This is a genomic window from Siccibacter colletis, assembly GCF_025914095.1.
In the GTDB taxonomy this organism is placed as follows: domain Bacteria; phylum Pseudomonadota; class Gammaproteobacteria; order Enterobacterales; family Enterobacteriaceae; genus Siccibacter; species Siccibacter colletis.
The window spans coordinates 3,861,831-3,885,749 of sequence record NZ_CP074352.1; the positions used below are offsets into that span (position 1 = coordinate 3,861,831).

Annotated in this window: 26 protein-coding genes; 12 read left to right on the top strand and 14 right to left on the bottom strand. The window is 54.1% G+C overall.

Annotated features, from left to right (window positions below):
- Positions 1-25: 25 nt before the first annotated feature.
- The 7 genes from waaZ to rfaQ are packed head-to-tail and all read right to left on the bottom strand — an operon-like array spanning position 26 to position 6,681.
- The gene (gene waaZ, locus KFZ77_RS18435) at positions 26-826 is read right to left on the bottom strand and encodes a 3-deoxy-D-manno-oct-2-ulosonate III transferase WaaZ (protein ID WP_264385008.1); all 801 of its coding nucleotides are present in this window, start codon (positions 824-826) and stop codon (positions 26-28) included.
- 24 nt (positions 827-850) lie between these two features.
- Complete coding sequence (rfaY, locus tag KFZ77_RS18440) at positions 851-1,555, bottom strand: lipopolysaccharide core heptose(II) kinase RfaY (RefSeq protein WP_264385009.1); 705 nt, start codon at positions 1,553-1,555, stop codon at positions 851-853.
- A gap of 28 nt (positions 1,556-1,583) precedes the next feature.
- A complete protein-coding gene (gene waaO / locus KFZ77_RS18445) occupies positions 1,584-2,597 on the bottom strand; it encodes a lipopolysaccharide 3-alpha-galactosyltransferase (RefSeq protein ID WP_264385010.1) in 1,014 nt (337 codons plus the stop codon).
- Positions 2,594-3,685, bottom strand: a complete 1,092-nt coding sequence (gene waaB / locus KFZ77_RS18450) for a lipopolysaccharide 1,6-galactosyltransferase (RefSeq protein WP_264385011.1) — start codon at positions 3,683-3,685, stop codon at positions 2,594-2,596. The genes waaO and waaB overlap by 4 nt, the downstream gene beginning before the upstream one ends.
- A 14-nt stretch (positions 3,686-3,699) precedes the next feature.
- The gene (rfaP, locus tag KFZ77_RS18455; protein WP_264385012.1) at positions 3,700-4,497 is read right to left on the bottom strand and encodes a lipopolysaccharide core heptose(I) kinase RfaP; all 798 of its coding nucleotides are present in this window, start codon (positions 4,495-4,497) and stop codon (positions 3,700-3,702) included.
- Positions 4,490-5,608, bottom strand: coding sequence for a glycosyltransferase family 4 protein (locus KFZ77_RS18460; protein ID WP_264385013.1), 1,119 nt, complete (start codon positions 5,606-5,608; stop codon positions 4,490-4,492). The genes rfaP and KFZ77_RS18460 overlap by 8 nt, the downstream gene beginning before the upstream one ends.
- The gene (rfaQ, locus tag KFZ77_RS18465) at positions 5,605-6,681 is read right to left on the bottom strand and encodes a lipopolysaccharide core heptosyltransferase RfaQ (protein ID WP_264385014.1); all 1,077 of its coding nucleotides are present in this window, start codon (positions 6,679-6,681) and stop codon (positions 5,605-5,607) included. Before rfaQ ends, KFZ77_RS18460 begins: the two co-directional genes overlap by 4 nt.
- A 390-nt stretch (positions 6,682-7,071) precedes the next feature.
- On the opposite strand from rfaQ, the gene waaA reads away from it, so the two are divergent.
- Both waaA and coaD read left to right on the top strand, forming a co-directional pair.
- Positions 7,072-8,355, top strand: a complete 1,284-nt coding sequence (gene waaA, locus KFZ77_RS18470) for a lipid IV(A) 3-deoxy-D-manno-octulosonic acid transferase (RefSeq protein ID WP_031523265.1) — start codon at positions 7,072-7,074, stop codon at positions 8,353-8,355.
- Between the two features lie 8 nt (positions 8,356-8,363).
- Positions 8,364-8,843 carry a pantetheine-phosphate adenylyltransferase gene (coaD, locus tag KFZ77_RS18475; protein WP_264385015.1) on the top strand — a complete coding sequence of 160 codons (480 nt, stop codon included), beginning with the start codon at positions 8,364-8,366 and terminating at the stop codon, positions 8,841-8,843.
- Here coaD and mutM read toward each other — a convergent pair whose 3' ends face one another.
- The 4 genes from mutM to radC form a co-directional block, all read right to left on the bottom strand.
- Entirely contained in the window at positions 8,844-9,653 is an 810-nt protein-coding gene (gene mutM, locus KFZ77_RS18480; protein ID WP_031523261.1) for a bifunctional DNA-formamidopyrimidine glycosylase/DNA-(apurinic or apyrimidinic site) lyase, read from the bottom strand.
- Between the two features lie 102 nt (positions 9,654-9,755).
- The gene (gene rpmG, locus KFZ77_RS18485) at positions 9,756-9,923 is read right to left on the bottom strand and encodes a 50S ribosomal protein L33 (protein WP_001051798.1); all 168 of its coding nucleotides are present in this window, start codon (positions 9,921-9,923) and stop codon (positions 9,756-9,758) included.
- Positions 9,924-9,934: 11 nt separating this feature from the next.
- Positions 9,935-10,171: a 50S ribosomal protein L28 gene (rpmB, locus tag KFZ77_RS18490; protein WP_031523259.1), complete on the bottom strand. Its 237-nt coding sequence runs from the start codon at positions 10,169-10,171 to the stop codon at positions 9,935-9,937.
- A gap of 218 nt (positions 10,172-10,389) precedes the next feature.
- Positions 10,390-11,064 (bottom strand): RadC family protein, encoded by a 675-nt coding sequence (gene radC, locus KFZ77_RS18495; protein WP_264385016.1) that lies wholly within the window; start codon positions 11,062-11,064, stop codon positions 10,390-10,392.
- A gap of 172 nt (positions 11,065-11,236) precedes the next feature.
- Between radC and coaBC the strand changes: the two genes are divergently transcribed.
- The 4 genes from coaBC to KFZ77_RS18515 all read left to right on the top strand — a co-directional run bounded on the left by coaBC (position 11,237) and on the right by KFZ77_RS18515 (position 14,797).
- Positions 11,237-12,448, top strand: coding sequence for a bifunctional phosphopantothenoylcysteine decarboxylase/phosphopantothenate--cysteine ligase CoaBC (gene coaBC / locus KFZ77_RS18500; RefSeq protein WP_264386216.1), 1,212 nt, complete (start codon positions 11,237-11,239; stop codon positions 12,446-12,448).
- Entirely contained in the window at positions 12,426-12,884 is a 459-nt protein-coding gene (dut, locus tag KFZ77_RS18505) for a dUTP diphosphatase (RefSeq protein ID WP_031523255.1), read from the top strand. Before coaBC ends, dut begins: the two co-directional genes overlap by 23 nt.
- A 118-nt stretch (positions 12,885-13,002) precedes the next feature.
- The gene (gene slmA / locus KFZ77_RS18510) at positions 13,003-13,599 is read left to right on the top strand and encodes a nucleoid occlusion factor SlmA (protein WP_264385017.1); all 597 of its coding nucleotides are present in this window, start codon (positions 13,003-13,005) and stop codon (positions 13,597-13,599) included.
- Between the two features lie 181 nt (positions 13,600-13,780).
- On the top strand, positions 13,781-14,797 hold the full coding sequence (locus KFZ77_RS18515; protein ID WP_264385018.1) for an SMP-30/gluconolactonase/LRE family protein: 1,017 nt from the start codon (positions 13,781-13,783) through the stop codon (positions 14,795-14,797).
- A gap of 34 nt (positions 14,798-14,831) precedes the next feature.
- Here KFZ77_RS18515 and pyrE read toward each other — a convergent pair whose 3' ends face one another.
- The gene (pyrE, locus tag KFZ77_RS18520; RefSeq protein WP_264385019.1) at positions 14,832-15,473 is read right to left on the bottom strand and encodes an orotate phosphoribosyltransferase; all 642 of its coding nucleotides are present in this window, start codon (positions 15,471-15,473) and stop codon (positions 14,832-14,834) included.
- Positions 15,474-15,532: 59 nt separating this feature from the next.
- The gene (gene rph, locus KFZ77_RS18525) at positions 15,533-16,249 is read right to left on the bottom strand and encodes a ribonuclease PH (protein ID WP_031523247.1); all 717 of its coding nucleotides are present in this window, start codon (positions 16,247-16,249) and stop codon (positions 15,533-15,535) included.
- 125 nt (positions 16,250-16,374) lie between these two features.
- Here rph and KFZ77_RS18530 point away from each other — a divergent pair, with 125 nt between their 5' ends.
- Positions 16,375-17,238 carry a YicC/YloC family endoribonuclease gene (locus tag KFZ77_RS18530; protein WP_264385020.1) on the top strand — a complete coding sequence of 288 codons (864 nt, stop codon included), beginning with the start codon at positions 16,375-16,377 and terminating at the stop codon, positions 17,236-17,238.
- A 257-nt stretch (positions 17,239-17,495) separates the two neighbouring features.
- Positions 17,496-18,113 carry a trimeric intracellular cation channel family protein gene (locus KFZ77_RS18535; RefSeq protein WP_264385021.1) on the top strand — a complete coding sequence of 206 codons (618 nt, stop codon included), beginning with the start codon at positions 17,496-17,498 and terminating at the stop codon, positions 18,111-18,113.
- On the opposite strand, the gene ligB is transcribed toward KFZ77_RS18535, so the two are convergent.
- Complete coding sequence (ligB, locus tag KFZ77_RS18540) at positions 18,107-19,798, bottom strand: NAD-dependent DNA ligase LigB (protein WP_264385022.1); 1,692 nt, start codon at positions 19,796-19,798, stop codon at positions 18,107-18,109. The genes KFZ77_RS18535 and ligB overlap by 7 nt on opposite strands.
- 331 nt (positions 19,799-20,129) lie before the next feature.
- On the opposite strand from ligB, the gene gmk reads away from it, so the two are divergent.
- Genes gmk through trmH form a run of 4 tightly spaced genes read left to right on the top strand, consistent with a single transcriptional unit; the run spans position 20,130 to position 23,918 of the window.
- Positions 20,130-20,753 carry a guanylate kinase gene (gmk, locus tag KFZ77_RS18545; RefSeq protein WP_031523240.1) on the top strand — a complete coding sequence of 208 codons (624 nt, stop codon included), beginning with the start codon at positions 20,130-20,132 and terminating at the stop codon, positions 20,751-20,753.
- A gap of 54 nt (positions 20,754-20,807) precedes the next feature.
- The gene (rpoZ, locus tag KFZ77_RS18550; protein WP_031523238.1) at positions 20,808-21,083 is read left to right on the top strand and encodes a DNA-directed RNA polymerase subunit omega; all 276 of its coding nucleotides are present in this window, start codon (positions 20,808-20,810) and stop codon (positions 21,081-21,083) included.
- A gap of 17 nt (positions 21,084-21,100) precedes the next feature.
- Positions 21,101-23,224, top strand: a complete 2,124-nt coding sequence (gene spoT, locus KFZ77_RS18555; protein ID WP_031523236.1) for a bifunctional GTP diphosphokinase/guanosine-3',5'-bis pyrophosphate 3'-pyrophosphohydrolase — start codon at positions 21,101-21,103, stop codon at positions 23,222-23,224.
- A 4-nt stretch (positions 23,225-23,228) separates the two neighbouring features.
- Positions 23,229-23,918 carry a tRNA (guanosine(18)-2'-O)-methyltransferase TrmH gene (gene trmH, locus KFZ77_RS18560; protein WP_264385023.1) on the top strand — a complete coding sequence of 230 codons (690 nt, stop codon included), beginning with the start codon at positions 23,229-23,231 and terminating at the stop codon, positions 23,916-23,918.
- Position 23,919: the final 1 nt, after the last annotated feature.

Below are 23,919 nucleotides of genomic sequence, written 5' to 3' on the forward strand. Positions count from 1 at the left end.
TGCATTAACGCAACCGCAGCTTTCTTCAGGCAGGAATATAACCTGATAACACATCCGGGGTTATATGCGGAATGATGCGGTAATCCACTGCCGTATCTTCCGACAAGTTATATACGTTCAAATCTCCAACCACTTCCTGCGCAAACGCGAAAAACGGCAGAATCTTCCCTAAATCTTTACTCAGCTCCGAAGGCATCGGGTTATTACTTTCATCATAAAAGCGTGTGCAGGCCCCGGTAAGATCGAGCCCGGAGAAAACAATACGCTCATAATGCAGTGAATAGGCAATTTGCAGCGCGGTAAAGGCAATAGTATGGCAGGAGCAGTACCCATCGCTAATACGAGTACTAAAGCCCACCAGCCGCTTGCGTTTAGAAAGCGGTACGCGTACATGAATATGCGGATTGCGTGACGCCTGCCAGTGCAGACTCAGCTTTTTAAATACGCCGCCCTTTTCACGTTTGTATAACGGTCGAATAATAAAGCAGTGCTGCTCCAGATAGCGTTTATCTTCTTCAGAAGCATCTTCGTAGACATCGCGGTTGACGATAGTAAAGCGACTGCTTTTTGAAAATTCGTAAAAGTCATCGCGACGCTGGATCAGGAAGCGTGAGTCGGTAAGCACGTAAATAAAGGGGGCAACCCCGTTATCCAGCAAGTAGCGGGCAGAGCCATTTACAGTGATGACATCATTCGCTTTGAGCACCGACAGCGGCGTTTTTAATGATGTTGGTCCGGAAAGAAAAATGATGGCATCGGGGGACGTTTTTTGCCCGATGAGCGTCCCGATCTCCGCCTCAGTAATGTAAATAGTGTTCTCTGCCATACTTATTCATTACCCTGGTTACGATTATTTGCTGAGCTTCAGGCGCTGCTTGATGCGCTTGATCTTCAGGCGCATGCGCTTTTTATACACCACGGAATAGTAACCGAGGTCTTTGAGTTCATTCTCAATGCCCAGGTGACGCTCCATATCGATGCGGTCTTTTGCCTTACGATTGGCGTTCGGGGTTTTACCGGAAAGATCGATAATGCGGATCCCGTCGGCCGACAGAATAAAATTGCCCTTGTGGGGGTCGCCGGAAATCATATTATGCTGATGCAACTGCTGCATTTTATCCGCAATTTCAGCACGCACGTCGTCATTAAGCTCATCCAGATCGCCTAACTCAACCCCTTCGACGTACTCGATAATCATCACGAACAAACTGGCATAGTTAAAAATTTTACGCTCGGCCAGTAGATAGAAATCGTTCGGGAAACGCAGCCCTTCACTAATCACGCGGTCGGTTTGTTTTAACAGCGTGTAGTAGTAATCACCCTTAACGAACGACTTGGCCACGCGCTCAAATTTTTTATCTTTTGGCGCGAATACCTTCAGAACGTACTTACCGCGTGGGGTATCTATCAGCACGACTTTAGTGTCTTCGATGCTTCTGAACACCTTGAGGATATTGAGGCGATACTGCAAAAAGTCATTAAAGATGCCTTTGAAAAAGGCATCGTTATCTTTGACGTAGACGACAAAATCTTTGGTTTTAGTTTTATAAATCATGAATTGCCCTGCGGCTGATGCCCCCGACCTATTTCACTTTATGCATGAAATAGTTGAGATAGCCGGACACACCAGCGAGATATTTTTTCTGTTTAAAGTAATGTTTAGCAGCATAGCGCCACTGATTAGCATTTGCCGGGCTGAGCAGTGCATCGCGCTGCCACGGCGAGTGCTGCTTCGCGTTTAAAAACGCGTGGGAAACCGGATAAGTTGCCCAGACGTGCCAGGGTTTAGTTGGCCCGATGTAATGAATAAATACCGTGGAATCATCAACCGGATTAACCACCTGCTCTTTCAGTTCATAGTTGATGCTGAACTGCGTATTGAATTTTTTATCTACGTAGCGGGCTTTCCCTACCAGTAGCATATTCAGCACGTCCTGATCGAGGTGGGTAATTTTACTCACCACGGCCGGGTCACGTAACATGTTGATAGCCTTAGTGGAAATACCTTCTTCGGCCCATTTCTCGATATTCATCAGCAAAAAACCGGCATTGAAATAGCCGTTTTTCAGTCCAGGCGTATCAAGGCTGACGGCGCGTTTTTGCCACCAGTTGGTATTCCCTTCTACGACCACCGCGGCAATTTCCTCGTCGGTAAAACGCAGATCAACCAGCTCCTGAATGCTGCCCTGGCAGGCAATGTCCGCGTCAAGATAAAGCACTTTTTCGGTTTTACCCGCAAAGTGGTCAGCAATAATGAAACGGAAATAGGTCGCGTAGGTCCAGTTTCGGGTGCTTGGCAGCGATTTAAGCTTCTCGCAGTCAATCATGCTGACCACAATGCGCGTGCCGTACTGTTTTGCTAACGCCTCGAAGCGGCTGCGATCTTCATCGCTGAAAAAATCAGTGAAAACGTGAAACTCAAGCGGCACGCCGGGGTTTGTCAGCAGGATAGAGGCAATGGATATCCCGCAACCATAGAGAAAGTTTTTATCGATGCCGTAAGCAATGATAAAAGGTTCAGCCGTGCAATCGCCGGTATAGTTAAAATCCATTACCGACTTAATCACATTGCTGTCATTGAAATATTGCTGGCTCATTGAACACTCTTCTCGGTGGCGTGATGCAGGATAGCTTTTATCTTTTCAAAGTAGACGTCAGTATAAAAGCGATGAATGGATTGCTGGATAGCGACCGGATCCACCTCAGGCGGGGCGCTAATAAACTGCTGCAGCACAGCGGTCAACGCCGAGACATCGCCTGGCGGATAGAGACGGCCGTTTTGGCTGTCACTAATCATATCTGCCGGGCCAGACATACAATCCGAGCTGATACAGTAAATGCCCCAGGACATCGCCTCCAGCAGCGTCATTGGAAACCCTTCGAATGATGACGTTAGCAGCAGCGCCGATACCGTTTTGATCTCATTGCGCACCAGTGCCCACGGATCTGCCTGCCAGCCATGCCAGGTTATGCGCTCATCGATTCCTTTCTCGCGGCCGTAGCGCTGGCACTGTGCAAAATCGGAGCCGTCACCAATGACGTGTAATTTCCACGGCCCTTCCAGCACGGCCATACCATCAAGCAGATCTTTAATCCGCTTCTGCCCTTCAAACTTCATGCGCCCCACATACAGGAACGTCGGCACGTCACCCGGGGCCGGCATTGGGATGATGGTGTCTTTGGGGGCGACCGGATTAAAAATGACGTTGATACGGGATTCCGGTACGCCGCGGGCCATCATCTGCTGCTTGATGCCGCTGCTGATCGCCAGGTGATAATCGGCCCAGGTGACATATTCAGCATGCTTCTTATGATCAAGCGAGAAGTGCGGCCAGGCAAAAATGGGGAACGTCAGCCCGCTTTTAATGCGCGCGCGGTTCGCCAGCAGGCAAGAGATGACATCAATACAGATAACCACATCCGGCTGTTCATGCTGCAGCCAGCGAGCGAAAGCACGGATATGTTTAGCCCGACGCAAAAAGCCGAGCTTATTACTGGAAAAAGAGTAGGCCGCATCGATGCCGTTCAGCCAGCCTTTATCCATCTGGTCTTTGCGGCAGAAAAAGAACATCTTGCTCATTACCGACGGCGTATCTGCCCGAAACGCCTGAATGACGTTTCCGATTACCGTCTCCATGCCGCCAAAACCAGACACCGCCTCGCCGACAAACGCTATTTTCTTCATCCTCGACTCTCGCTTCACAACTTACGACGCACGGTGCGCTCGCGAATACGTTCCGCTTTGGCTTCCGCTTTAGCAAAGAACGTCCCTTCCTGCGCCAGAATGGTGCGCAGCGGCTGCTGGAAATAGATCCGCAGGAAGCGGTAGATATCGCGCTGCGTCAGGCCGATATTCAGTGAGGAGAAGTACAGCCCAATCAAGTCTTTATCGCGCCAGCGCTGCGGTACATGCTGACGGATCTGTGCACGGTGCAGGTCAATCACAGAAATTTTCAGCATCGACTCGTCACCCTCGAACGGCAGGTGCAGCAGGAAATGGCAGAGGTAGCAGTCGCGATGGTTTACGCCGCCGCGGTGCATCTCACGCACCATGGTCGCCACGCGGCGAATGATCATGCGTTTAAGCGCCGGTTCCGGAGGCGTTATTGCCCAGTCGGCGCAGTAATCTTCCAGGCTGATGGTCGGCGCCAAATCTTCGGTGATGATAAATGACGTACGGCGAATCGGGTTCCAGCCTTTCTCACCGAAGCCGATACCGGTCATGGTATCCACGCCCAGCGCTTTCAGTCGGTGAATGGCATTCCACTCGCGATCGGCACCCAGCACCGGCATACGCAGCGACAGCAGGTTTTTCACCACTTCTTTCAGCGTGGTGCCGTAGTGCAGTTTCAGGAAATAGCCTTTGCCATCCACTTCAAAACGCAGCGTGCGGCGGGTCTCCAGCGCGCGAAATACGTCGCCGTGCAGTTTTTCCACTTCCGCAAACGCGTCTTTTCCACGCCAGCGCGTGGCGAGTGGCTCTTTCAGTTCAACCATGGGTGCCACCTAAAATAATATCGGCTGCCTTTTCCGGCAGGCTGTAGAGATCTTCGCGGTCAGCATAGTGACGTGCCAGCGTTCCCCATTCCTTGAGCTGCGCTGAGTGGCAGCCAGCCAGCGTCGCGTTGAGCGTCTGCTGATTGTACGGTTCAGGGATGACCACGCCTGCGCCTGACCGGGCAATGTGCGGCGCGTAACCGCAGACGTCCGTGGTAATCACCGGCAAACCAGCGGTTAATGCCTCCAGCAGCACAATGCCGGCGGCTTCCTGATATGCCGGATGCATCAGCACGTCTGCCGCAGCCATTAACTCGGCGACGTCGTTGCGACCTTTAAAAAACTGCACCTGTTTACCGATGCCGCGCTTTTCCGCCAGCGCGGCGAAGCGGCCCGGTTTGTCCTGCCCAACGACCAGCAGCACGCTACGGTTCCGCTGCTCAACCGGCAGCGCTGCCATCGCTTCAATCGTGCGGTCAACGCCTTTACGGCTGAAGTCCGAGCCGACCTGCAGTATAAAAAAGGCGTCCTGGGAAATGCCATTTTTCTCGCGATAGATGCGGCGGCTGTCGGGGATCTGCTGATCGTATTTGCGGTCCGGGTAAATGCCCGGCGGCAAAATATGAAAGCGCTCCGGCTCGGTATGATAATGCTTCTGGAAATCAGCAATCTGCCGGTCGGTCAGCATCAGAAGTTGTGTTTTTGCCCCTTTCTCGAAGGTGGCGCGCTCAAAGGCAGCAAAATGTTTGTAGCGTGATGTCAGGCGATAAAAGAAGCCCTTCTCTTTCGCCACTTTTTCGGCATAGCAGACGTCGGCAGCATAGTAGACGTCGAGGCCGGGCATTTTGTTGAAGCCCACTACGCGCGCGACCGGATGCGATTTCATGTGCGCCTGCACCTGTGCGTAATACTCGGCGTTGCGTCCGTGATTGGTGCGGGACTTCACCGGCAGCAGGATCAGCTCAAACTCGGCCGGGCATTCGCCCTCCCAGGACTGGGCATAGACCCGCACCTGGTGCCCGCGTGCCGCGATGGTGCGCGCCACGCGCATAAAGTCGCGCTGCAAGCCGCCGAAGGGGAAGTATTTAAACAGGCAAAAGGCAATAATCATGATGCGTTGCCCTGTGCAGAACCGATCGGCGCAAACGTATCGGGTAACAGCGTTTCGGTTGCCTGGATCACGTCGGCTGCCGGAATGACGGACAGATACTTTTTATTACGGTCGAGCTCAGCGCGTTTCGGCATCGCCTGATAATTCCCGGCCCAGAACTGGATGGCATTATCGCTCCAGGGCCGCCAGAACACATGGTCAGTGGCGCCGAACAGACAAATAATCGGCGTTTTCACCGCGGCGGCAATGTGCATTGGCGCTGAATCGACACCGATAAACAGCGCGGCACGATCGATAAGCGCAGCGAGCTGCGGGAAGCTGGTTTTGCCTGCAAGTTCCGTCACGGGCGCGGTCTGACACTGACGAGCAATGTTATTCACGCAGGCTAAGTCGTCTGCGCCAGGACCGGAAGTCAGCACCACTTCATAACCCCGCGCGTGCAGAGCATCGATCACCTGAGCAAATTTGTCATCGTCCCAGCACTTAAACAGCTGGCGAGCCGTCGGCTGGATCACTACGTAGTGTTCACCCACCTCTAGCGCATCCAGCCGGGCACGCATGGTTTCCCAATGCTCGGGGCGATAGCTCATGGTGGTGTCAGTGTAAAAGTCGTTGATGCCCAGCGGACGCAGCACTGACAGGTTACGCTCGACCACATGATCGCCCGTATAGGGTGCCAGATGGGTGAAGCTGTTTTTCCAGAAGCGCGACTGACGTTGGGCAAAATCCTGCGTGATTTTAGTTTCAGCCTGCAGGCCTCGCACCAGCAGCGCGACAATCCACTGGTCAGTCAGGTTAACGACCAGATCGTAATGGCTGGCCCGTAACGTCTTCAGCAGATGCACAAAATTGGCGATTTTCGCCCGCGTTCCGGTGCCGCGATTCTTGATCCCGTGGAGCGCATTGATCTCCGGGTTTTCAGAAAGAATGGGCATCGTATCCTGATACAACAACACATCTACTTTCGCATCGGGGTAGCGCTGTTTAAGCGTGCTGATCACCGGCGTGGTCAGCAACATATCCCCATGAAAGCGCATTTTGATGACGAGAATTCGTTTAAATTGCTTATTCACAATCAGCTCTTGGTTGTTCATATCCGGTGCACGGAAACAGGCGTGGCGGTGGCAGCAGGCGCGCTGGCACCTTAATAAATATTGTCTACGATTGTACCATCAGTTGCCCGACAATCCGAATTGAATGCTTTTCGGCGCTTATGCAAAACTTCCGATCTATCATGTGTTTAGCTACGGTTTATTTTTACTGTTCTTAAGCTCTATCTGCAGACGAAATCTACTGTGAGTTGAATTTCTAAAAATTACCCATAAAAATCAATAGATAACGTTTAAATACAACAGGTTACATCATATACCTGACCCTACGCCCTTCAAGTCAGGTAAAAGTAATGGTAAAGCCCCTGCTAAATACATAGAATCCTTTCACATTCATAACCAGTCCCTATGCCCATGCTGCAATCGCTTTACACCGCACTGCTCTATCTCATTCAGCCTGTTATCTGGATACGGCTCTGGGTGCGTGGTCGTAAAGCACCGGCATACCGCAAACGCTGGGGCGAACGTTACGGATACTATCCGGCATCGCTGAAACTTAAAGCGGGCGGGATAATGCTGCACTCTGTGTCGGTGGGCGAGACGCTCGCTGCCATCCCGCTGGTACGCGCCCTGCGTCATCGCTACCCTTCATTGCCGATTACCGTGACCACCATGACGCCAACCGGGTCAGAGCGCGTGATGTCAGCTTTCGGCAGCGATGTTCAGCACGTTTATCTGCCCTACGATCTGCCCGATGCGCTGGCTCGTTTCCTCGATAAAATCGATCCGAAACTGGTGTTGATTATGGAAACCGAGCTGTGGCCCAACCTTGTTGCCGCCCTGCATCAGCGTCGTATCCCCCTGGTTATTGCCAATGCACGTCTTTCCGCGCGTTCCGCCGCAGGTTACGCCAAATTAGGCAAATTTGTGCGTACGCTGCTGCGCCGTATCACGCTGATTGCCGCGCAGAATGAAGAGGACGGGGAGCGTTTCATCGTTCTCGGCGCACAACGCGCACAGCTTACGGTCACCGGCAGTCTGAAGTTTGATATTTCCGTGACGCCGCAGCTGGCATCCAAAGCGTTAACGCTGCGTCGCCAGTGGGCACCGCACCGCCCGGTGTGGATTGCAACCAGCACCCACGAAGGTGAAGAGAGTATTGTGGTGGCTGCGCATCAGGCGCTGCTGAAAGAATTTCCTGAACTGCTGCTGATTCTGGTGCCGCGTCATCCGGAACGTTTCCCGGATGCCATTAATCTGGTGCGCGATGCCGGGCTCAGCTATACCACCCGCTCATCCGGTGAAGTGCCGTCTGGCAGTACGCAGGTGGTGGTTGGCGATACGATGGGCGAACTGATGCTGCTGTACGGCATTGCCGATCTGGCGTTTGTCGGCGGCTCGCTGGTCGAACGCGGCGGTCATAATCCGCTTGAACCGGCTGCACACGCTATTCCCGTGCTGATGGGTCCGCACACGTTTAACTTCAAAGATATTTGTGCGCGCCTCGATGAAGCTAACGGGCTGATTACGGTAACGGACGAAGCCTCGCTGGTGAAAGCGGTGGCATCGCTGCTCAACGACGAAGATTATCGCAACTATCATGGTCGCCACGCCGTCGAGGTGCTATATCAGAATCAGGGCGCGCTGCAGCGTCTGCTCCAGTTGCTTGAGCCTTATCTTCCACCGAAGACGCACTGAGGTACGCCATGCACAGACGCGCCATCTACCCGGGAACCTTTGATCCCATCACCAACGGACATCTGGATATCATCACCCGCGCAGCGGAAATGTTTGATACGGTGATCATGGCGATTGCCGCCAGCCCGAGTAAAAAGCCGATGTTCAGCCTGGAAGAACGCGTTGCGCTGTCGCAGGCCGCCACTGCGCATCTGCCTCAGGTCGAGGTGGTCGGCTTCAGCGATCTGATGGCAAACTTTGCCCGTACTCAAAACGCCAGCATTCTTATCCGCGGTCTGCGGGCGGTAGCGGATTTCGAATATGAAATGCAGCTCGCGCACATGAACCGCCATTTAATGCCGGAGCTGGAAAGCGTATTCCTGATGCCGTCGAAAGAGTGGTCGTTTATTTCATCGAGCCTGGTAAAAGAAGTCGCGCGTCATCAGGGCGATGTCGCGCATTTTCTTCCGGCACAGGTTCACCGGGCGCTGCTGGAAAAGCTCCAGTAATCAGCGCTGGCAGCGGCGGCAATAGTAGGTGCTGCGCTGCCCGTGTTTACTTGCCACTACCGGCGTCGCACACACCCGGCACGGCTCCCCTTCCCGTCCATACACCTGCAGCTGCTGGGCGAAATAACCCGGCTTCCCATCGCTCTGGAGAAAATCGCGCAGCGTAGTGCCGCCCTGCTCGATGGAGCGGATCAGTACCGCTTTGATCGCCTGTACCAGCAGTTCACACTCCGCCGCAGACAGCGATGAGGCCAGCCGGTCAGGATGGATACCGGCCGCAAACAGCGATTCGCTGGCATAGATATTCCCCACCCCAACCACCAGCTTGTTATCCATCAGCCAGGGTTTAATCGCCGTTTTCTTTTTCGCATTTTTCTGGTGCAGGTAGTCGCCGGTAAACGCTTCGCTCAGCGGCTCCGGCCCCAGGTGCGCCAGGACATTATGACCTTCCAGCTCACGGGTCCAGAGCCAGGCGCCAAAGCGGCGTGGATCGGTATAGCGCAGCACTTTGCCGTTACTCATCACCAAATCCACATGGTCGTGCTTCTGCGCCGGCATCTCTTCCGGCAGCACGCGCAGGCTGCCCGACATGCCAAGGTGGATAATAATCCAGCCGTCCGGCAGCTCCAGCAGAAGATATTTGGCGCGCCGTTGCACGCTGAGTACCGGCTTATCACTCAGGGCATGAATTTCATCAGATACCGGCCAGCGCAGGCGGCCGTTGCGTACCACAGCGTGAAGAATGGTTTCGCCAACCAGGTGCGGCTCAATACCGCGACGACTGGTCTCCACCTCAGGTAATTCAGGCATAGATGTTCTCGCGTTGGACTATTTCAGACTGAGAATGATATGGGGGCTGGCAGAAAACAAAAAACCCCGCGAGTGCGGGGTTTTTGTACAAGGAATCTAAAATTATTTAATTTTAGCTTCTTTGTAAATAACGTGCTGACGAACAACTGGATCGAACTTTTTCAGTTCCAGTTTTTCCGGCTTAGTACGTTTGTTCTTCGTAGTGGTATAGAAGTGACCAGTACCAGCAGAAGAAACCAGCTTGATTTTCTCGCGAATACCTTTAGCCATGATTTAGCTCCTTAGTACTTCTCGCCACGGGCACGCAGTTCAGAAAGAACAACATCAATGCCTTTTTTATCAATAATACGCATACCTTTAGCAGATACACGAAGAGTAACAAAACGCTTTTCGCTCTCAACCCAGAAACGGTGAGAGTGCAGGTTCGGCAGGAAACGGCGTTTAGTCGCGTTCAGTGCGTGGGAACGGTTATTACCGGTCACCGGACGCTTGCCAGTAACTTGGCAGACTCGGGACATGTCTATTCTCCAAAAATCAAATTAGCTCGAGCTTCGTATAGGGTATTGGCGCCTCGTCAGGCTACAAGCCTGGTCCCTGGCGGGTTCTCAATGTGAATCCGCTTTGCCAGGCCCAAATGCCAAACCCGAGATTCTCAAAGGTGGCGTAGTATACGCTGCCGGGGCCTGACGCTCAAGTCCCGAACAGATAAAGATCCCACAGGATCGCGTGTTCTGTGCTAAATCCACCCACGCTCGGCAAACGAAACGCATTCGCCGCGGCCAATAACTATATGGTCATGCACGCGAATGTCCATGATATTACACGTTTTTACTACGCGCTCGGTAATCATTTTGTCTGCAGCGCTCGGTTCAGCCCGCCCTGAAGGATGGTTATGAGAAAGGATAACTGCCGCTGCGTTTATTTTAATCGCCTCACGGACGATCTCGCGTGGATGCACTTCCACATGGCGTAGCGTGCCGGAAAACATTCTTTGCGCCTTAATCATATGGTTCTGATTATCGAGAAAAATGACCATAAATACCTCCCTTTCCTCGCAACCCAGCTGGCTTTGTAGAAATGCTTTTGTGGCACTGGTATCGAGCAGCGACGCATCCTCAAGCGCCATGCCGGCGTGGCTGTAGCGGCGGGCCAGCTCGGCAATCGCTTTGAACTGGGCATATGTCGCGACGCCAATACCGCTGACAGACGCAAACTGCCGGTAATCCGCCGACAGCAACCAGTAAAGCGAGCCAAAATGGTTAAGTAAATCGCATGCCAGCCGCATTACCGGAATGCCTGGCCTGCCGATACGGAGAAAAAGCGCCAGAAGTTCTTCATCGGTTAATTCGCTTACGCCATGCTTCAGTAACTTCTCTCGCGGCCCGCCTCTCGGAAATGTTTTTCTGTTCATTTTGCCTCCCTGGACTGACCCGATGCGATAATGCCATACCCGCTGACGAACCACGCTAATGACATGCGGTTCCTGCGTAGCGCCTCGCAAAGTGGTTACGCCCGCCACGTCGCGCCTTCTCCTGAATGTGGTAAAGTTCCCCCTGCGGTAAATCCAACGGGAAGCAATCATGATGGGGTTAATGGGTAAAAAAATCGTTCTCGGTGTCAGCGGCGGTATTGCAGCGTATAAAGCGCCGGAGCTGGTGCGCCGCCTGCGCGAGCGGGGCGCAGAGGTGCGCGTTGCGATGACCGATGCAGCCAAAGCCTTCATTACGCCGCTGAGCCTTCAGGCCGTCTCGGGTTACCCGGTTTCAGACAGCCTGCTCGACCCTGCGGCGGAAGCGGCAATGGGGCATATCGAACTCGGAAAATGGGCTGACCTGGTGATCCTCGCTCCCGCCACGGCTGACCTGATAGCCCGGGTTGCGGCCGGTATGGCAAACGATCTTGTCACCACGATCTGCCTGGCGACACCCGCGCCTATTGCCGTAGCCCCGGCGATGAATCAGCAGATGTATCGCGCTGCGGCGACACAACACAACCTTGAGGTGCTGGCATCTCGCGGCGTGCTGCTTTGGGGGCCAGACAGCGGTAGCCAGGCCTGCGGGGATGTCGGCCCTGGCCGCATGCTGGATCCTCTGGCCATCGTTGATCTGGCCGCGAAGCACTTTGCCGCTGTAAACGATCTGCAACATCTGAACATCATGATTACCGCCGGCCCGACCCGCGAACGACTTGACCCGGTGCGCTATATCACCAATGACAGTTCCGGCAAGATGGGCTTCGCTATCGCAGCCGCAGCTGCAGCGCGCGGCGCGACGGTGACGCTGGTATCCGGGCCGGTGAGCCTGGCAACGCCCGCCGGGGTTCAGCGCGTGGATGTGACCACAGCCCTGGAGATGGAAGCCGCGGTACAGGCTCGCGTAGCGCAGCAGCATATTTTTATCGGCTGTGCGGCTGTGGCCGATTACCGCGCCGCGACTGTCGCTAACGAAAAAATTAAAAAGCAGGGCGATGAGATCACCCTGACGATGGTCAAAAATCCCGATATCGTCGCCGGTGTTGGCTCGCTTACTGAGCACCGCCCTTATGTCGTGGGGTTTGCCGCCGAAACAAATAATGTGGAAGAATACGCCCGGCAAAAACGCGTGCGTAAAAACCTCGATCTGATCTGCGCGAACGATGTCTCGCAGGCAGGGTTGGGTTTTAACAGCGACAGCAATGCGTTGCACCTTTTCTGGCAGGATGGAGATAAAGTCTTACCGCGCGAGCAGAAAGCACTCCTTGGCCATTTATTACTGGATGAGATCGTTACCCGTTATGATGAAAAAAATCGACGTTAAGATTCTGGACCCGCGCGTAGGCCAGCAATTCCCGTTGCCGACCTACGCCACCTCTGGTTCTGCTGGTCTTGACCTGCGTGCCTGCCTTGATGCGGCAGTGGAGCTCGCGCCGGGCGCAACCACCCTGCTGCCGACGGGTCTGGCAATCCACATCGCCGATCCTTCACTGGCGGCGGTTATTCTGCCGCGCTCTGGCCTGGGTCATAAGCACGGCATCGTACTGGGTAACCTGGTGGGCCTGATCGACTCTGACTATCAGGGGCAACTGATGGTCTCTGTCTGGAACCGCGGGCAGGAAAGCTTCACGATTGAGCCGGGCGAGCGCATCGCACAGATGGTGTTTGTTCCGGTCGTGCAGGCTGAGTTTAATCTGGTAGAAGACTTCGACGCCACCGATCGCGGCGAAGGCGGATTTGGGCATTCCGGGCGTAAATAACGCCTTTTTTATCGCATCACCTGAATAATTTACGCGATAACATAGCCGCAAACTTAGGTTTGCGGCCGTGACGTGGTGCGAGCCTGACAGGTATTTATTTTCAGGGGTATTTTACAACATGGCAGAAAAACAAACCGCGAAACGGAATCGTCGCGAGGAAATACTTCAGTCTCTGGCACAGATGCTTGAATCCAGTGATGGCAGCCAGCGCATTACCACCGCAAAGCTGGCGGCATCCGTTGGCGTTTCTGAGGCGGCGCTGTACCGTCATTTTCCCAGCAAAACCAGGATGTTCGATAGCCTTATCGAATTTATCGAAGACAGCCTCATTACACGTATCAACCTGATCCTGAAAGATGAAAAAGATACGACCGCGCGCGTGCGCCTGATTGTGCAGCTGATCCTCGGTTTTGGTGAACGCAACCCGGGCCTGACACGCATTCTTACCGGTCATGCTCTGATGTTCGAACAGGACAGACTGCAGGGCCGTATCAACCAGCTTTTCGAGCGCATCGAAGTGCAGCTGCGTCAGGTGCTGCGCGAACGCAAAATGCGTGAAGGCGAAGGCTATACCAGCGACGAAACGCTGCTGGCCAGCCAGCTGATGGCCTATTGCGAAGGTATGCTGTCGCGTTTTGTGCGCAGTGAATTCCGCTACAGCCCGACCGATGAGTTTGATACGCGCTGGCCGCTGCTCGCCGCCCAGCTGCAGTAATTCTTCTGAGGCAGCCAGACCGGCTGCTCACTTCTCTTATCTTCAATTTGTGAAAAAGCCCAACGGAATTCGTTGAGTTGCCAGATGTTCCTGCCCGGTACATTTCCTACTCTCCTTCAGGCACGCTCGTTTTACTAAAAAAATAATTTGCCGAATACCCTACACAATAAGGAGAGACCTGATGGCAACATCACGTCGAGAACTATTAAAGCTGAGCGGTATTGCCGCCGCTTCACTGTTGGTCAGTACCAGAAGTTATGCGGCCTGGACGCCGTCTCCCCGTTATCCCGATCCGCGCATCGTTGCGCTGGATGACAGCTTCCGCGGCTATATTCTCTCCAGCGCGAAAGTCGAACAGATTGCCACCGGTTTTCGTTGGGCAGAAGGCCCGGTATGGTTTGGCGATAGCCGAATGTTGCTGTGGAGCGATATCCCCAATAACGCCATCATGCGCTGGGATGAAATTACCGGCGAAACCCGGGTGTTTCGCCAGCCATCCAGCTTTGCCAACGGGCACGCTCGCGATCGTCAGGGCCGACTGATTAGCTGCGAGCATGATACCCGCCGTATTACCCGCACGGAGTATGACGGTAGCATCACCATCCTGGCTGATAAATTCGATGGAAAACCCTTCAACTCGCCGAACGATATTGCGGTGAAATCTGACGGCTCTATCTGGTTTACCGATCCGCCTTTTGGCATTGCTGGTTTTTATGAAGGGCATAAAGCAGCTCCGGAGCTGCCGCAAAACGTCTATCGCCTTGATCCTGAAAGCCGCGAGCTGAGCGTAGTATCGGGTGATGTCAGAGGGCCTAACGGCATCTGTTTTTCACCTGACGAAAAGACGCTTTATGTCGTTGAAAGCCGGGCGACGCCGAACCGCTTAATTCTCGCCTGGGACGTAGAGGGCAACACGCTGAAGAATAAACGCGTGCACATCGACTGCGGAAACGGCACTGCCGACGGTATTGCCTGCGATGTTGACGGTAACTTATGGTGCGGATGGGGAATGGGTAGCGAAGAGCTGGATGGCGTGCGCGTCTTTACGACTCAGGGCAAAGCCATGGGAATGATTCATCTGCCCGAGCGCTGCTCTAATCTGTGTTTCGGTGGGGCATCTCGCAACCGCCTGTTTATGGCGTCCAGCACATCTATATATTCACTGTATGTAAACACGCAGGGTGCTGCGTTGCTGTAAAGATTACCCGGCAGCGAGACTGCCGGGCCAGCATCTACACGCCAAACTGCTCGCGATAGTCACGCACCGCTGCCAGGCTGTCGGCCATTTCTGGCTTCTCTTCGAGGTAAGCGATCAGATCCTTCAACGTGATAATGGAAATAACCTGACAGCCATAATCACGCTCCACTTCCTGAATGGCAGAGATATCTGCCCGACCGCGCTCCTGGCGGTCAAGGGAGATCAATACCCCGGCAAGCGTTGCACCATTGGCCTGAATAATCTCCATAGATTCACGAATTGCGGTGCCAGCAGTGATCACATCATCCACCAGCATAATACGCCCCTGTAACGGACTCCCCACCAGACTGCCGCCTTCGCCGTGATCTTTCGCTTCCTTGCGGTTGAAGCAGTACGGCACATCGCGCTCATGATGTTCGGCCAGCGCTACCGCCGTCGTGGTCGCGATAGGGATGCCTTTATAAGCCGGGCCAAACAGCAGGTCGAAGTCGATCCCGGAGTCCACCAGCGCTTCCGCATAAAACCGGCCTAACAGCGCCAGATCCCGTCCGGTGTTGAACAGCCCGGCATTAAAAAAGTACGGACTCTTGCGCCCGGATTTCAGCGTGAATTCGCCAAACTTAAGCACCTGCTTATTCAGTGCAAATTCAATAAACTGGCGCTGATACGGTTTCATGGCTTCGCTCCTCATCTTTTTTTAAGCAAAAAAAAGCGACCATTACGGTCGCCTTTAAATCAATTTTCTAACGCCGCTTTCTGCGACGCGACAATGGAATCAATTCCCTCTCGCGCCAGCGCCAGCAGGGAAAGCAACTCTTCGTGACTGAAGGGCTCGCCTTCGGCGGTGCCCTGCACCTCGATCATGCGACCATCTTCGGTCATCACCACGTTCATGTCGGTTTCTGCTGCGGAATCTTCGACATACTCCAGATCGCAAACGGCTTCGCCCTTAACGATACCGACGGAAACTGCAGCAACCATGCCTTTCATCGGGTTCGCTTTCAGCTTGCCGGCCGCAACCAGACCATTCAACGCATCAGCCAGCGCCACGCAGGCACCGGTGATAGAGGCAGTGCGAGTACCGCCGTCAGCCTGTAAGACATCGCAATCGAGCGTAATAGTGAACTCACCCAGCGCTTTCAGATCGACGGCTGCGCGCAGTGAACGGGCAATAAGGCGCTGGATTTCCAGGGTACGGCCGCCCTGTTTACCTTTGGCCGCTTCACGCGCGTTACGGGTGTGGGTAGAACGCGGCAGCATGCCGTATTCTGCGGTGATCCAGCCCTGGCCCTGCCCTTTAAGAAAGCGCGGTACGCTCTCTTCTACGGTAGCGGTGCACAGCACTTTAGTTTCACCAAATTCAACAAGCACGGAACCTTCAGCGTGTTTTGTGTAATGACGGGTCAGGGTGACGGGGCGCACCTGATTAGCGCTACGGCCTGATGGACGCATGAGTTATTCTCCGGCTTGTGGCAAATGTGGCTGCGCATTATACGGGCTTCGCGAGCTTATTCCTATCATGGTGAGGCCACGGGGGCTATAATCCACGCAAATTCATCTACACAACGGGTATGACTATGATCCGCAGTATGACCGCCTATGCACGCCGGGAAATCAAAGGTGAGTGGGGCAGCGCCGCCTGGGAGTTGCGCTCCGTAAACCAACGCTATCTGGAAACCTATTTCCGTCTGCCGGAACAGTTCCGTAGCCTTGAACCGGTGGTGCGCGAACGTATTCGTACTCGTCTGACGCGCGGTAAAGTGGAGTGCAGCCTGCGTTTTGAACCGGACGCCAGCGCAAAGGGTGAGCTTATCCTTAATGAAAAACTGGCAAAGCAGCTGGTAGGCGCCGCTAACTGGGTAAAAATGCAGAGCGATGAAGGTGAAATTAACCCGGTCGATATTCTGCGCTGGCCAGGCGTAATGGCTGCTCAGGAGCAGGATCTGGACGCGATTGCCGCAGACATTCTCACTGCATTCGATGGTGCGATGGATGATTTCATTATCGCCCGTGAAACCGAAGGTCAGGCTCTGAAGTCCCTGATTGAGCAACGCCTGGAAGGCGTCAGCACTGAAGTCACCAAAGTGCGCGCCTGGATGCCGGAAATTATGCAGTGGCAGCGCGAGCGTCTCGTCAGCAAGCTTGATGATGCGCAGGTCCAGCTTGAAAATAACCGTCTTGAGCAAGAGCTTGTGCTGATGGCACAGCGTATTGACGTAGCCGAAGAGCTGGATCGCCTGGAAGCGCACGTTAAAGAAACCTATAACATCCTGAAGAAGAAAGAAGCCGTTGGCCGCCGTCTCGACTTCATGATGCAGGAATTCAATCGTGAGTCGAACACGCTGGCCTCTAAGTCCATCAATGCCGACGTCACCAATTCTGCTATCGAGCTAAAAGTGCTTATTGAGCAGATGCGCGAGCAGATTCAGAATATCGAGTAAATCCCGTCAGATATTAGTTTCAAGCCCGCCTCCCGGCGGGCTTTACTTATCTGGTGCCTCAGAGACGCTAATCCTCTCTTTTTAGCCCTTATAAAATTTATTCTTTTTATCTAACCACTTTCACTTTGTTACTTAATAATCAGGTTAATACATTGTTCACCCATAAGTAAAACTAATCCAAATTTTTGCGATTTAGAAAAACTCAGTCGTGATAACCACTGTGAATCGTTACCCTGCTCCCTTTTTTAGGGGGATCCATGCTGCTACATATTCTTTATCTGATTGGCATCACCGCCGAGGCAATGACGGGCGCGCTGGCTGCCGGTCGCCGCAGGATGGATACCTTCGGCGTTATTATCATTGCCACAGCAACGGCGCTTGGCGGCGGCTCGGTAAGGGATATTTTGCTCGGCCACTATCCGCTCGGCTGGGTAGCGCATCCTGAGTACGTTATCATCGTGGCTACCGCTGCGGTACTAACCACCATTTTTGCGCCGGTGATGCCCCACCTGCGCCGCTTCTTTTTAATATTAGATGCCCTCGGCCTGGTCGTGTTTTCCATCATTGGCGCACAGGTTGCCCTTGATATGGGTGAAGGCCCGGTAATTGCGGTTATCGCAGCGGTGATCACCGGCGTCTTCGGTGGCGTACTGCGCGACATGTTCTGTAAGCGCATCCCGCTGGTATTCCAGAAAGAGCTGTACGCCGGTATCGCCTTTGCTTCTGCGGTTCTCTATGTCGCCCTCCAGTATTATGTCTCCAGCCATAATGTTGTGGTTATCGCCACGCTGCTCTTCGGTTTCACCGCCCGACTGCTGGCGCTACGCTTTCGCCTCGGACTCCCTGTTTTCCACTATCGTCACAGCACTCACTGAGGTTCAGCGAAACCATCGATACCCTGCGCGGCCAGCCAGTCTGTAAGCTGCGTAATATCCGGGTGACGGGCAAAAGCTACCAGCTTTTTAGCCCGCGCTTTGCCCACACCCGGCAAACGTTGCCAGCTCAGCTCATTACGATTGCGGACATGCCACCAGTGTTGATCTGGCATTGCTTCAAGAGTCATATCAGGTAAAGGAAAGCTCATCGCTTTTAGCCATTGCCGGAAGGGCTTGCGTCGCGTCAGAGAAAAACGATGCCAAACCATACGGGCGCGGGTTTCAGAAAATCCTGGGGTAGTAGCAAGCATTTCTGGCGTCAGTGCCATCCAGGAAAACAGGTGTTCAAATCGATGGGCCTGATGTAATTGCAGCCAGGTCGCTTCGCTCACACCATGAATATCCAGTACCGTTCCGTGACTAAGCCAGCGCAAACGTGCAAGGAACTGTTCGCGACATGTGCTTATTACAAAAAAGCAGCTCAATGGATGAAACTGATCCGCTGCGGGTAGCACAGGTCTGTTGCGCTGCGCCATACGCCAGACGACCCGCTCTATATGGGGAATACCCAAACCGGCCATGCGTATCACCACTCTGTCTCCCGCTAACAGATCCAGTCTGCGCCAGCGATCTAGCGACCCGATACTCACACGAGACACGTTCTTGTCATCGATTTTTACAGGCTCCAGCTCCGCAACGGCGGCAATTTTCCCGGTCCGCCCCACGGTAAAATGGATCTGCTTCACGCCGGTAATATGCTCGGCTGGCGGATACTTCCACGCGACGACCCAGTTGCCTTCGCCAGGAACCCAGCTGGCTGGAGGGGGTTCACGCCCGCTGCGTACGATCACGCCATCGGTGACGAAAGGCAACGGCTCGGCCAGCCAGCGATCGCGCAGAATCGCGACTTCATCGGCGTGTTGAACCGCGGTCGTCCACTGTCGCGTAAGCGAGAATCCATTTTTATCCAGCGCTTCGAGACGAGCCTGCATATCGACAGGTCCACCCGGCCATGCCCAGATGAAGACGTTAAACTCTCGAAGCAATGCGGTATTAGCTTTACGCATCAGCGCCCCCGCGACTTTTGCCCGCGCGCCTGCGCCGCCGTCCCGTTTTTGCACATGCTGATGGCGATGCCAGAAAATTTCTCCCTGCAATACGCTGTTAGCCAGCGCACCGCTTACGTGCTGCGGGATAGCAGAAATAGCGCGCACTCGTTCAGTCCAGTCCTCACCGCTTCGCCCGTTGCCGCGGCTAATGGCCTGGCTCAGTTTCCCGTGCCGGTACACCAGCGTTACTGCAACACCATCTACTTTAGGCTGGACCCAAAGATCGCGATGCGTATGCATCCATCTTGTCAGCGCCTCTTTATTCTCCAGTTTTTTAACGCCAGTATGAAAAACTGGATGCGCAGTCTTACCCTGCGAAGGTATTTCCGGCTGCAAGTTTGCCCGCTGCGATGAAAAGCACCCAGACCACTGACGTAATCGTGCGCGCATGTCGTCATACACGGCATCGCTTACCAGGCTTTGCCCGCGCAGCCAGTAGGCTTCATCCCATTTTTTAAGCTGCGCTGAGAGGCGATTTATCTCTTGTCTGGCCTGCGAACTTTGCCAGACCGGACAAGTAGCGCTAGTCCCTGCAGTTAACAGCATGAGTATTAATGCAATAACAGTCCTTATCATTCGAGCCTCCCTGTTAATGCGCACAGATATAACGCGTTGTTTATTCAGGATCGATTGAGAAAAGCGTGAACTGCGAGGCGCTTTCAAGAGGATTGTTTAATTTGCTGCAACGCTATCCCGCAGCGGGAAGGCGCTTCGCAATTGCGTTAAAAGTCATGACAAAAGCTACGTCACGAAGCGGCGGTGTGTATAATAAGTCGTGATCTCCACCATACTTTGCAGTGCGGGTAGAACGGTTTTATCCATAAATGATTGCGCGTTGAGCGTCATTTAGATAACCGCAACAGATACGCGCATCTCTTTTCGGCATTTCAACTGACGTAAAACACAGATGGCTCAAGGTACGCTTTATATTATTTCCGCGCCCAGCGGAGCGGGTAAGTCCAGCCTTATTCAGGCGTTTTTGAAGACGCAACCGCTGTATGACTCACAGGTTTCGGTGTCTCATACCACGCGCGGTCCGCGTCCCGGTGAAAATCATGGCGAGCACTACTTCTTTGTAAACCATGATGAATTCCGCACTATGATCGCGGAAGACGCGTTTCTGGAGCACGCCGAGGTGTTCGGTAACTATTACGGAACCTCGCGTCAAACCATCGAAACCGTGCTGGCAACCGGGGTGGATGTCTTCCTGGATATCGACTGGCAGGGCGCGAAGCAAATTCGTCAGAAAATGCCTCAGGCACGGAGCATCTTTATCCTGCCGCCATCGAAAGAGGAACTGGATCGCCGCCTGCGTGGTCGTGGCCAGGACAGCGAAGAGGTTATTGCAAAACGTATGGCGCAGGCGGTAGCGGAGATGAGCCATTACGCCGAGTACGATTACCTTATCGTGAATGATGACTTTGATACGGCGCTGGCCGATCTGAAGATCATCCTTCGCGCTGAGCGCCTGCGCATGGGTCGTCAGAAGCAACGCCATGACGCTTTAATCACCAAACTATTGGCAGACTGAACCCAGTTTCAGTATCATGCCCAGTCATTTCTTCACCTGTGGAGCATTTTAATTATGGCACGCGTAACTGTTCAGGACGCTGTTGAGAAAATTGGTAACCGTTTTGACCTGGTGCTGGTCGCCGCGCGTCGCGCTCGTCAGATGCAGGTTGGCGGTAAAGATCCGCTGGTAGCGGAAGAAAACGATAAAACTACGGTGATCGCGCTGCGTGAAATCGAAGAAGGTCTGATCAACAACCAGATCCTTGACGTGCGTGAGCGCCAGGAACAGCAGGAGCAGGAAGCCGCAGAACTGCAGGCTGTCACCGCGATTGCTGAAGGCCGTCGTTAATAACCAGCGGGTAGCCCTTGTATCTGTTTGAAAGCCTGAATCAGCTGATTCAACAATACTTGCCGGAAGACCAGATTAAGCGTCTCCAGCAAGCGTATCTCGTTGCACGTGACGCTCACGAGGGCCAGACACGTTCAAGTGGCGAACCTTATATCACGCACCCGGTAGCGGTGGCCTGCATTCTGGCCGAGATGAAACTCGACTACGAAACGCTGATGGCCGCGCTACTGCATGACGTGATTGAAGACACCCCGGCGACATATCAGGATATGGAGCAACTGTTCGGTAAAAGCGTTGCCGAACTGGTAGAAGGGGTGTCCAAGCTCGACAAGCTTAAATTCCAGGATAAGAAAGAGGCGCAGGCCGAAAACTTTCGCAAGATGATCATGGCGATGGTGCAGGACATCCGCGTCATTCTGATCAAGCTCGCCGACCGTACTCACAATATGCGCACGCTGGGCGCGTTACGTCCGGATAAACGTCGTCGTATTGCACGCGAAACCCTGGAAATTTACAGCCCGCTCGCTCACCGCCTGGGTATCCATCACCTGAAAACCGAACTCGAAGAGTTAGGCTTTGAGGCGCTGCACCCTAACCGTTACCGCGTCATTAAAGAAGTGGTAAAAGCGGCGCGCGGCAACCGTAAAGAGATGATTCAGAAGATCCTTTCAGAAATCGAAGGGCGTCTTCAGGAAGCGGGAATTCCCTGCCGCGTCAGCGGTCGTGAAAAACATCTCTACTCCATCTACTGTAAAATGGTGCTTAAAGAGCAGCGTTTTCACTCGATCATGGATATCTACGCCTTCCGCGTGATCGTGAAGGATGTGGATACCTGCTATCGCGTACTTGGCCAGATGCACAGCCTCTACAAGCCACGTCCGGGCCGGATGAAAGATTACATCGCCATCCCGAAGGCGAACGGCTATCAGTCGCTTCATACTTCCATGATTGGCCCGCATGGCGTGCCGGTTGAGGTGCAGATCCGCACTGAAGATATGGACCAGATGGCTGAAATGGGTGTGGCAGCACACTGGGCTTACAAAGAGCACGGCGAGAGCAGCACTACGGCGCAAATCCGCGCGCAGCGCTGGATGCAAAGCCTGCTTGAACTGCAGCAAAGCGCGGGCAGCTCGTTTGAATTTATAGAGAGCGTTAAATCTGATCTCTTCCCGGATGAGATTTATGTTTTCACCCCGGAAGGTCGTATTGTCGAACTTCCTGCGGGCGCGACGCCGGTCGACTTCGCTTACGCGGTGCATACCGATATCGGGCACGCCTGCGTCGGCGCGCGCGTCGATCGTCAGCCCTATCCTCTGTCGCAGTCGCTCACCAGCGGCCAGACGGTGGAGATCATCACCGCGCCGGGTGCGCGTCCAAACGCCGCATGGCTGAACTTTGTCGTCAGCTCCAAAGCGCGCGCCAAAATTCGACAGATGCTGAAAAACCTTAAGCGTGATGACTCCGTCAGCCTTGGGCGGCGTCTGCTCAACCATGCTCTGGGCGGCAGCCGTAAACTGGCTGAGATCCCTCCAGAGCACGTGCAGCGTGAGCTGGACCGTATGAAGCTGGCGACGCTTGACGATCTGCTGGCGGAAATTGGCCTGGGTAACGCAATGAGCGTGGTGGTGGCGAAAAACCTGACGCAGGGCGATGCCAGCGTTACCGGCCAGCAAATCCCTGCGACCACATCAGGCACCAACCATCTGCCAATCAAAGGCGCGGATGGCGTGCTGATTACGTTTGCCAAGTGCTGCCGTCCTATCCCCGGCGACCCGATTGTCGCTCACGTCAGCCCAGGCAAAGGGCTGGTTATCCACCATGAATCGTGCCGCAACATTCGCGGCTACCAGAAAGAACCTGAGAAATTCATGGCGGTAGAGTGGGATAAAGAGACCGAGCAGGAGTTCATCACCGAGATCAAGGTGGATATGTTCAACCACCAGGGTGCGCTGGCGAACCTGACGGCGGCAATTAACACTGCAGGTTCTAATATCCACAGCCTCAATACCGAAGAGAAAGATGGCCGCGTATACAGCGCCTTCATCCGTCTCTCGGCGCGCGAGCGCGTTCATCTGGCAAACATTATGCGCAAAATCCGCGTAATGCCGGATGTCATTAAAGTCACCCGAAACCGAAACTGACGGCATGAATGCTCAGCGTTACGCACGGATCCGCGAGATGCTCGCCAGGCGGCAACCCGACCTGACCGTCTGCATGGAGCAGGTTCATAAGCCTCATAACGTCTCCGCGATTGTTCGTACCGCCGATGCCGTCGGCGTGCACGAAGTGCATGCCGTCTGGCCGGGACATCGGATGCGGACCATGGCCTCTTCCGCCGCCGGCAGTAACAGCTGGGTGGAGGTGAAAACCCACCGAACTATTGCGGATGCGGTTACTCATCTTAAGGGTCGCGGCATGCAGATCCTCGCCACACACCTTTCTGACCGCGCCGTAGATTTCCGCGATATCGATTACACCCGCCCCACCTGCATTTTGATGGGGCAGGAGAAAACCGGGATCACACGCGAAGCGCTGGATCTGGCGGATCGGGATATCATCATCCCAATGACCGGCATGGTGCAGTCGCTCAATGTTTCGGTGGCCTCGGCGCTTATCCTCTATGAAGCGCAGCGCCAGCGTCAGAACGCCGGTATGTACCAGCGTGAAAACAGTACCCTTCCCGTCGCTGAGCAGCAGCGTCTGCTGTTTGAAGGCGGTTATCCGGTGCTGGCCCGCGTGGCAAAGCGCAAAGGTCTACCCTACCCTCACGTGAATGATAACGGCGACATCGTCGCCGATGCCGCGTGGTGGGCAACGATGCAGTCTGCGGGTTAAG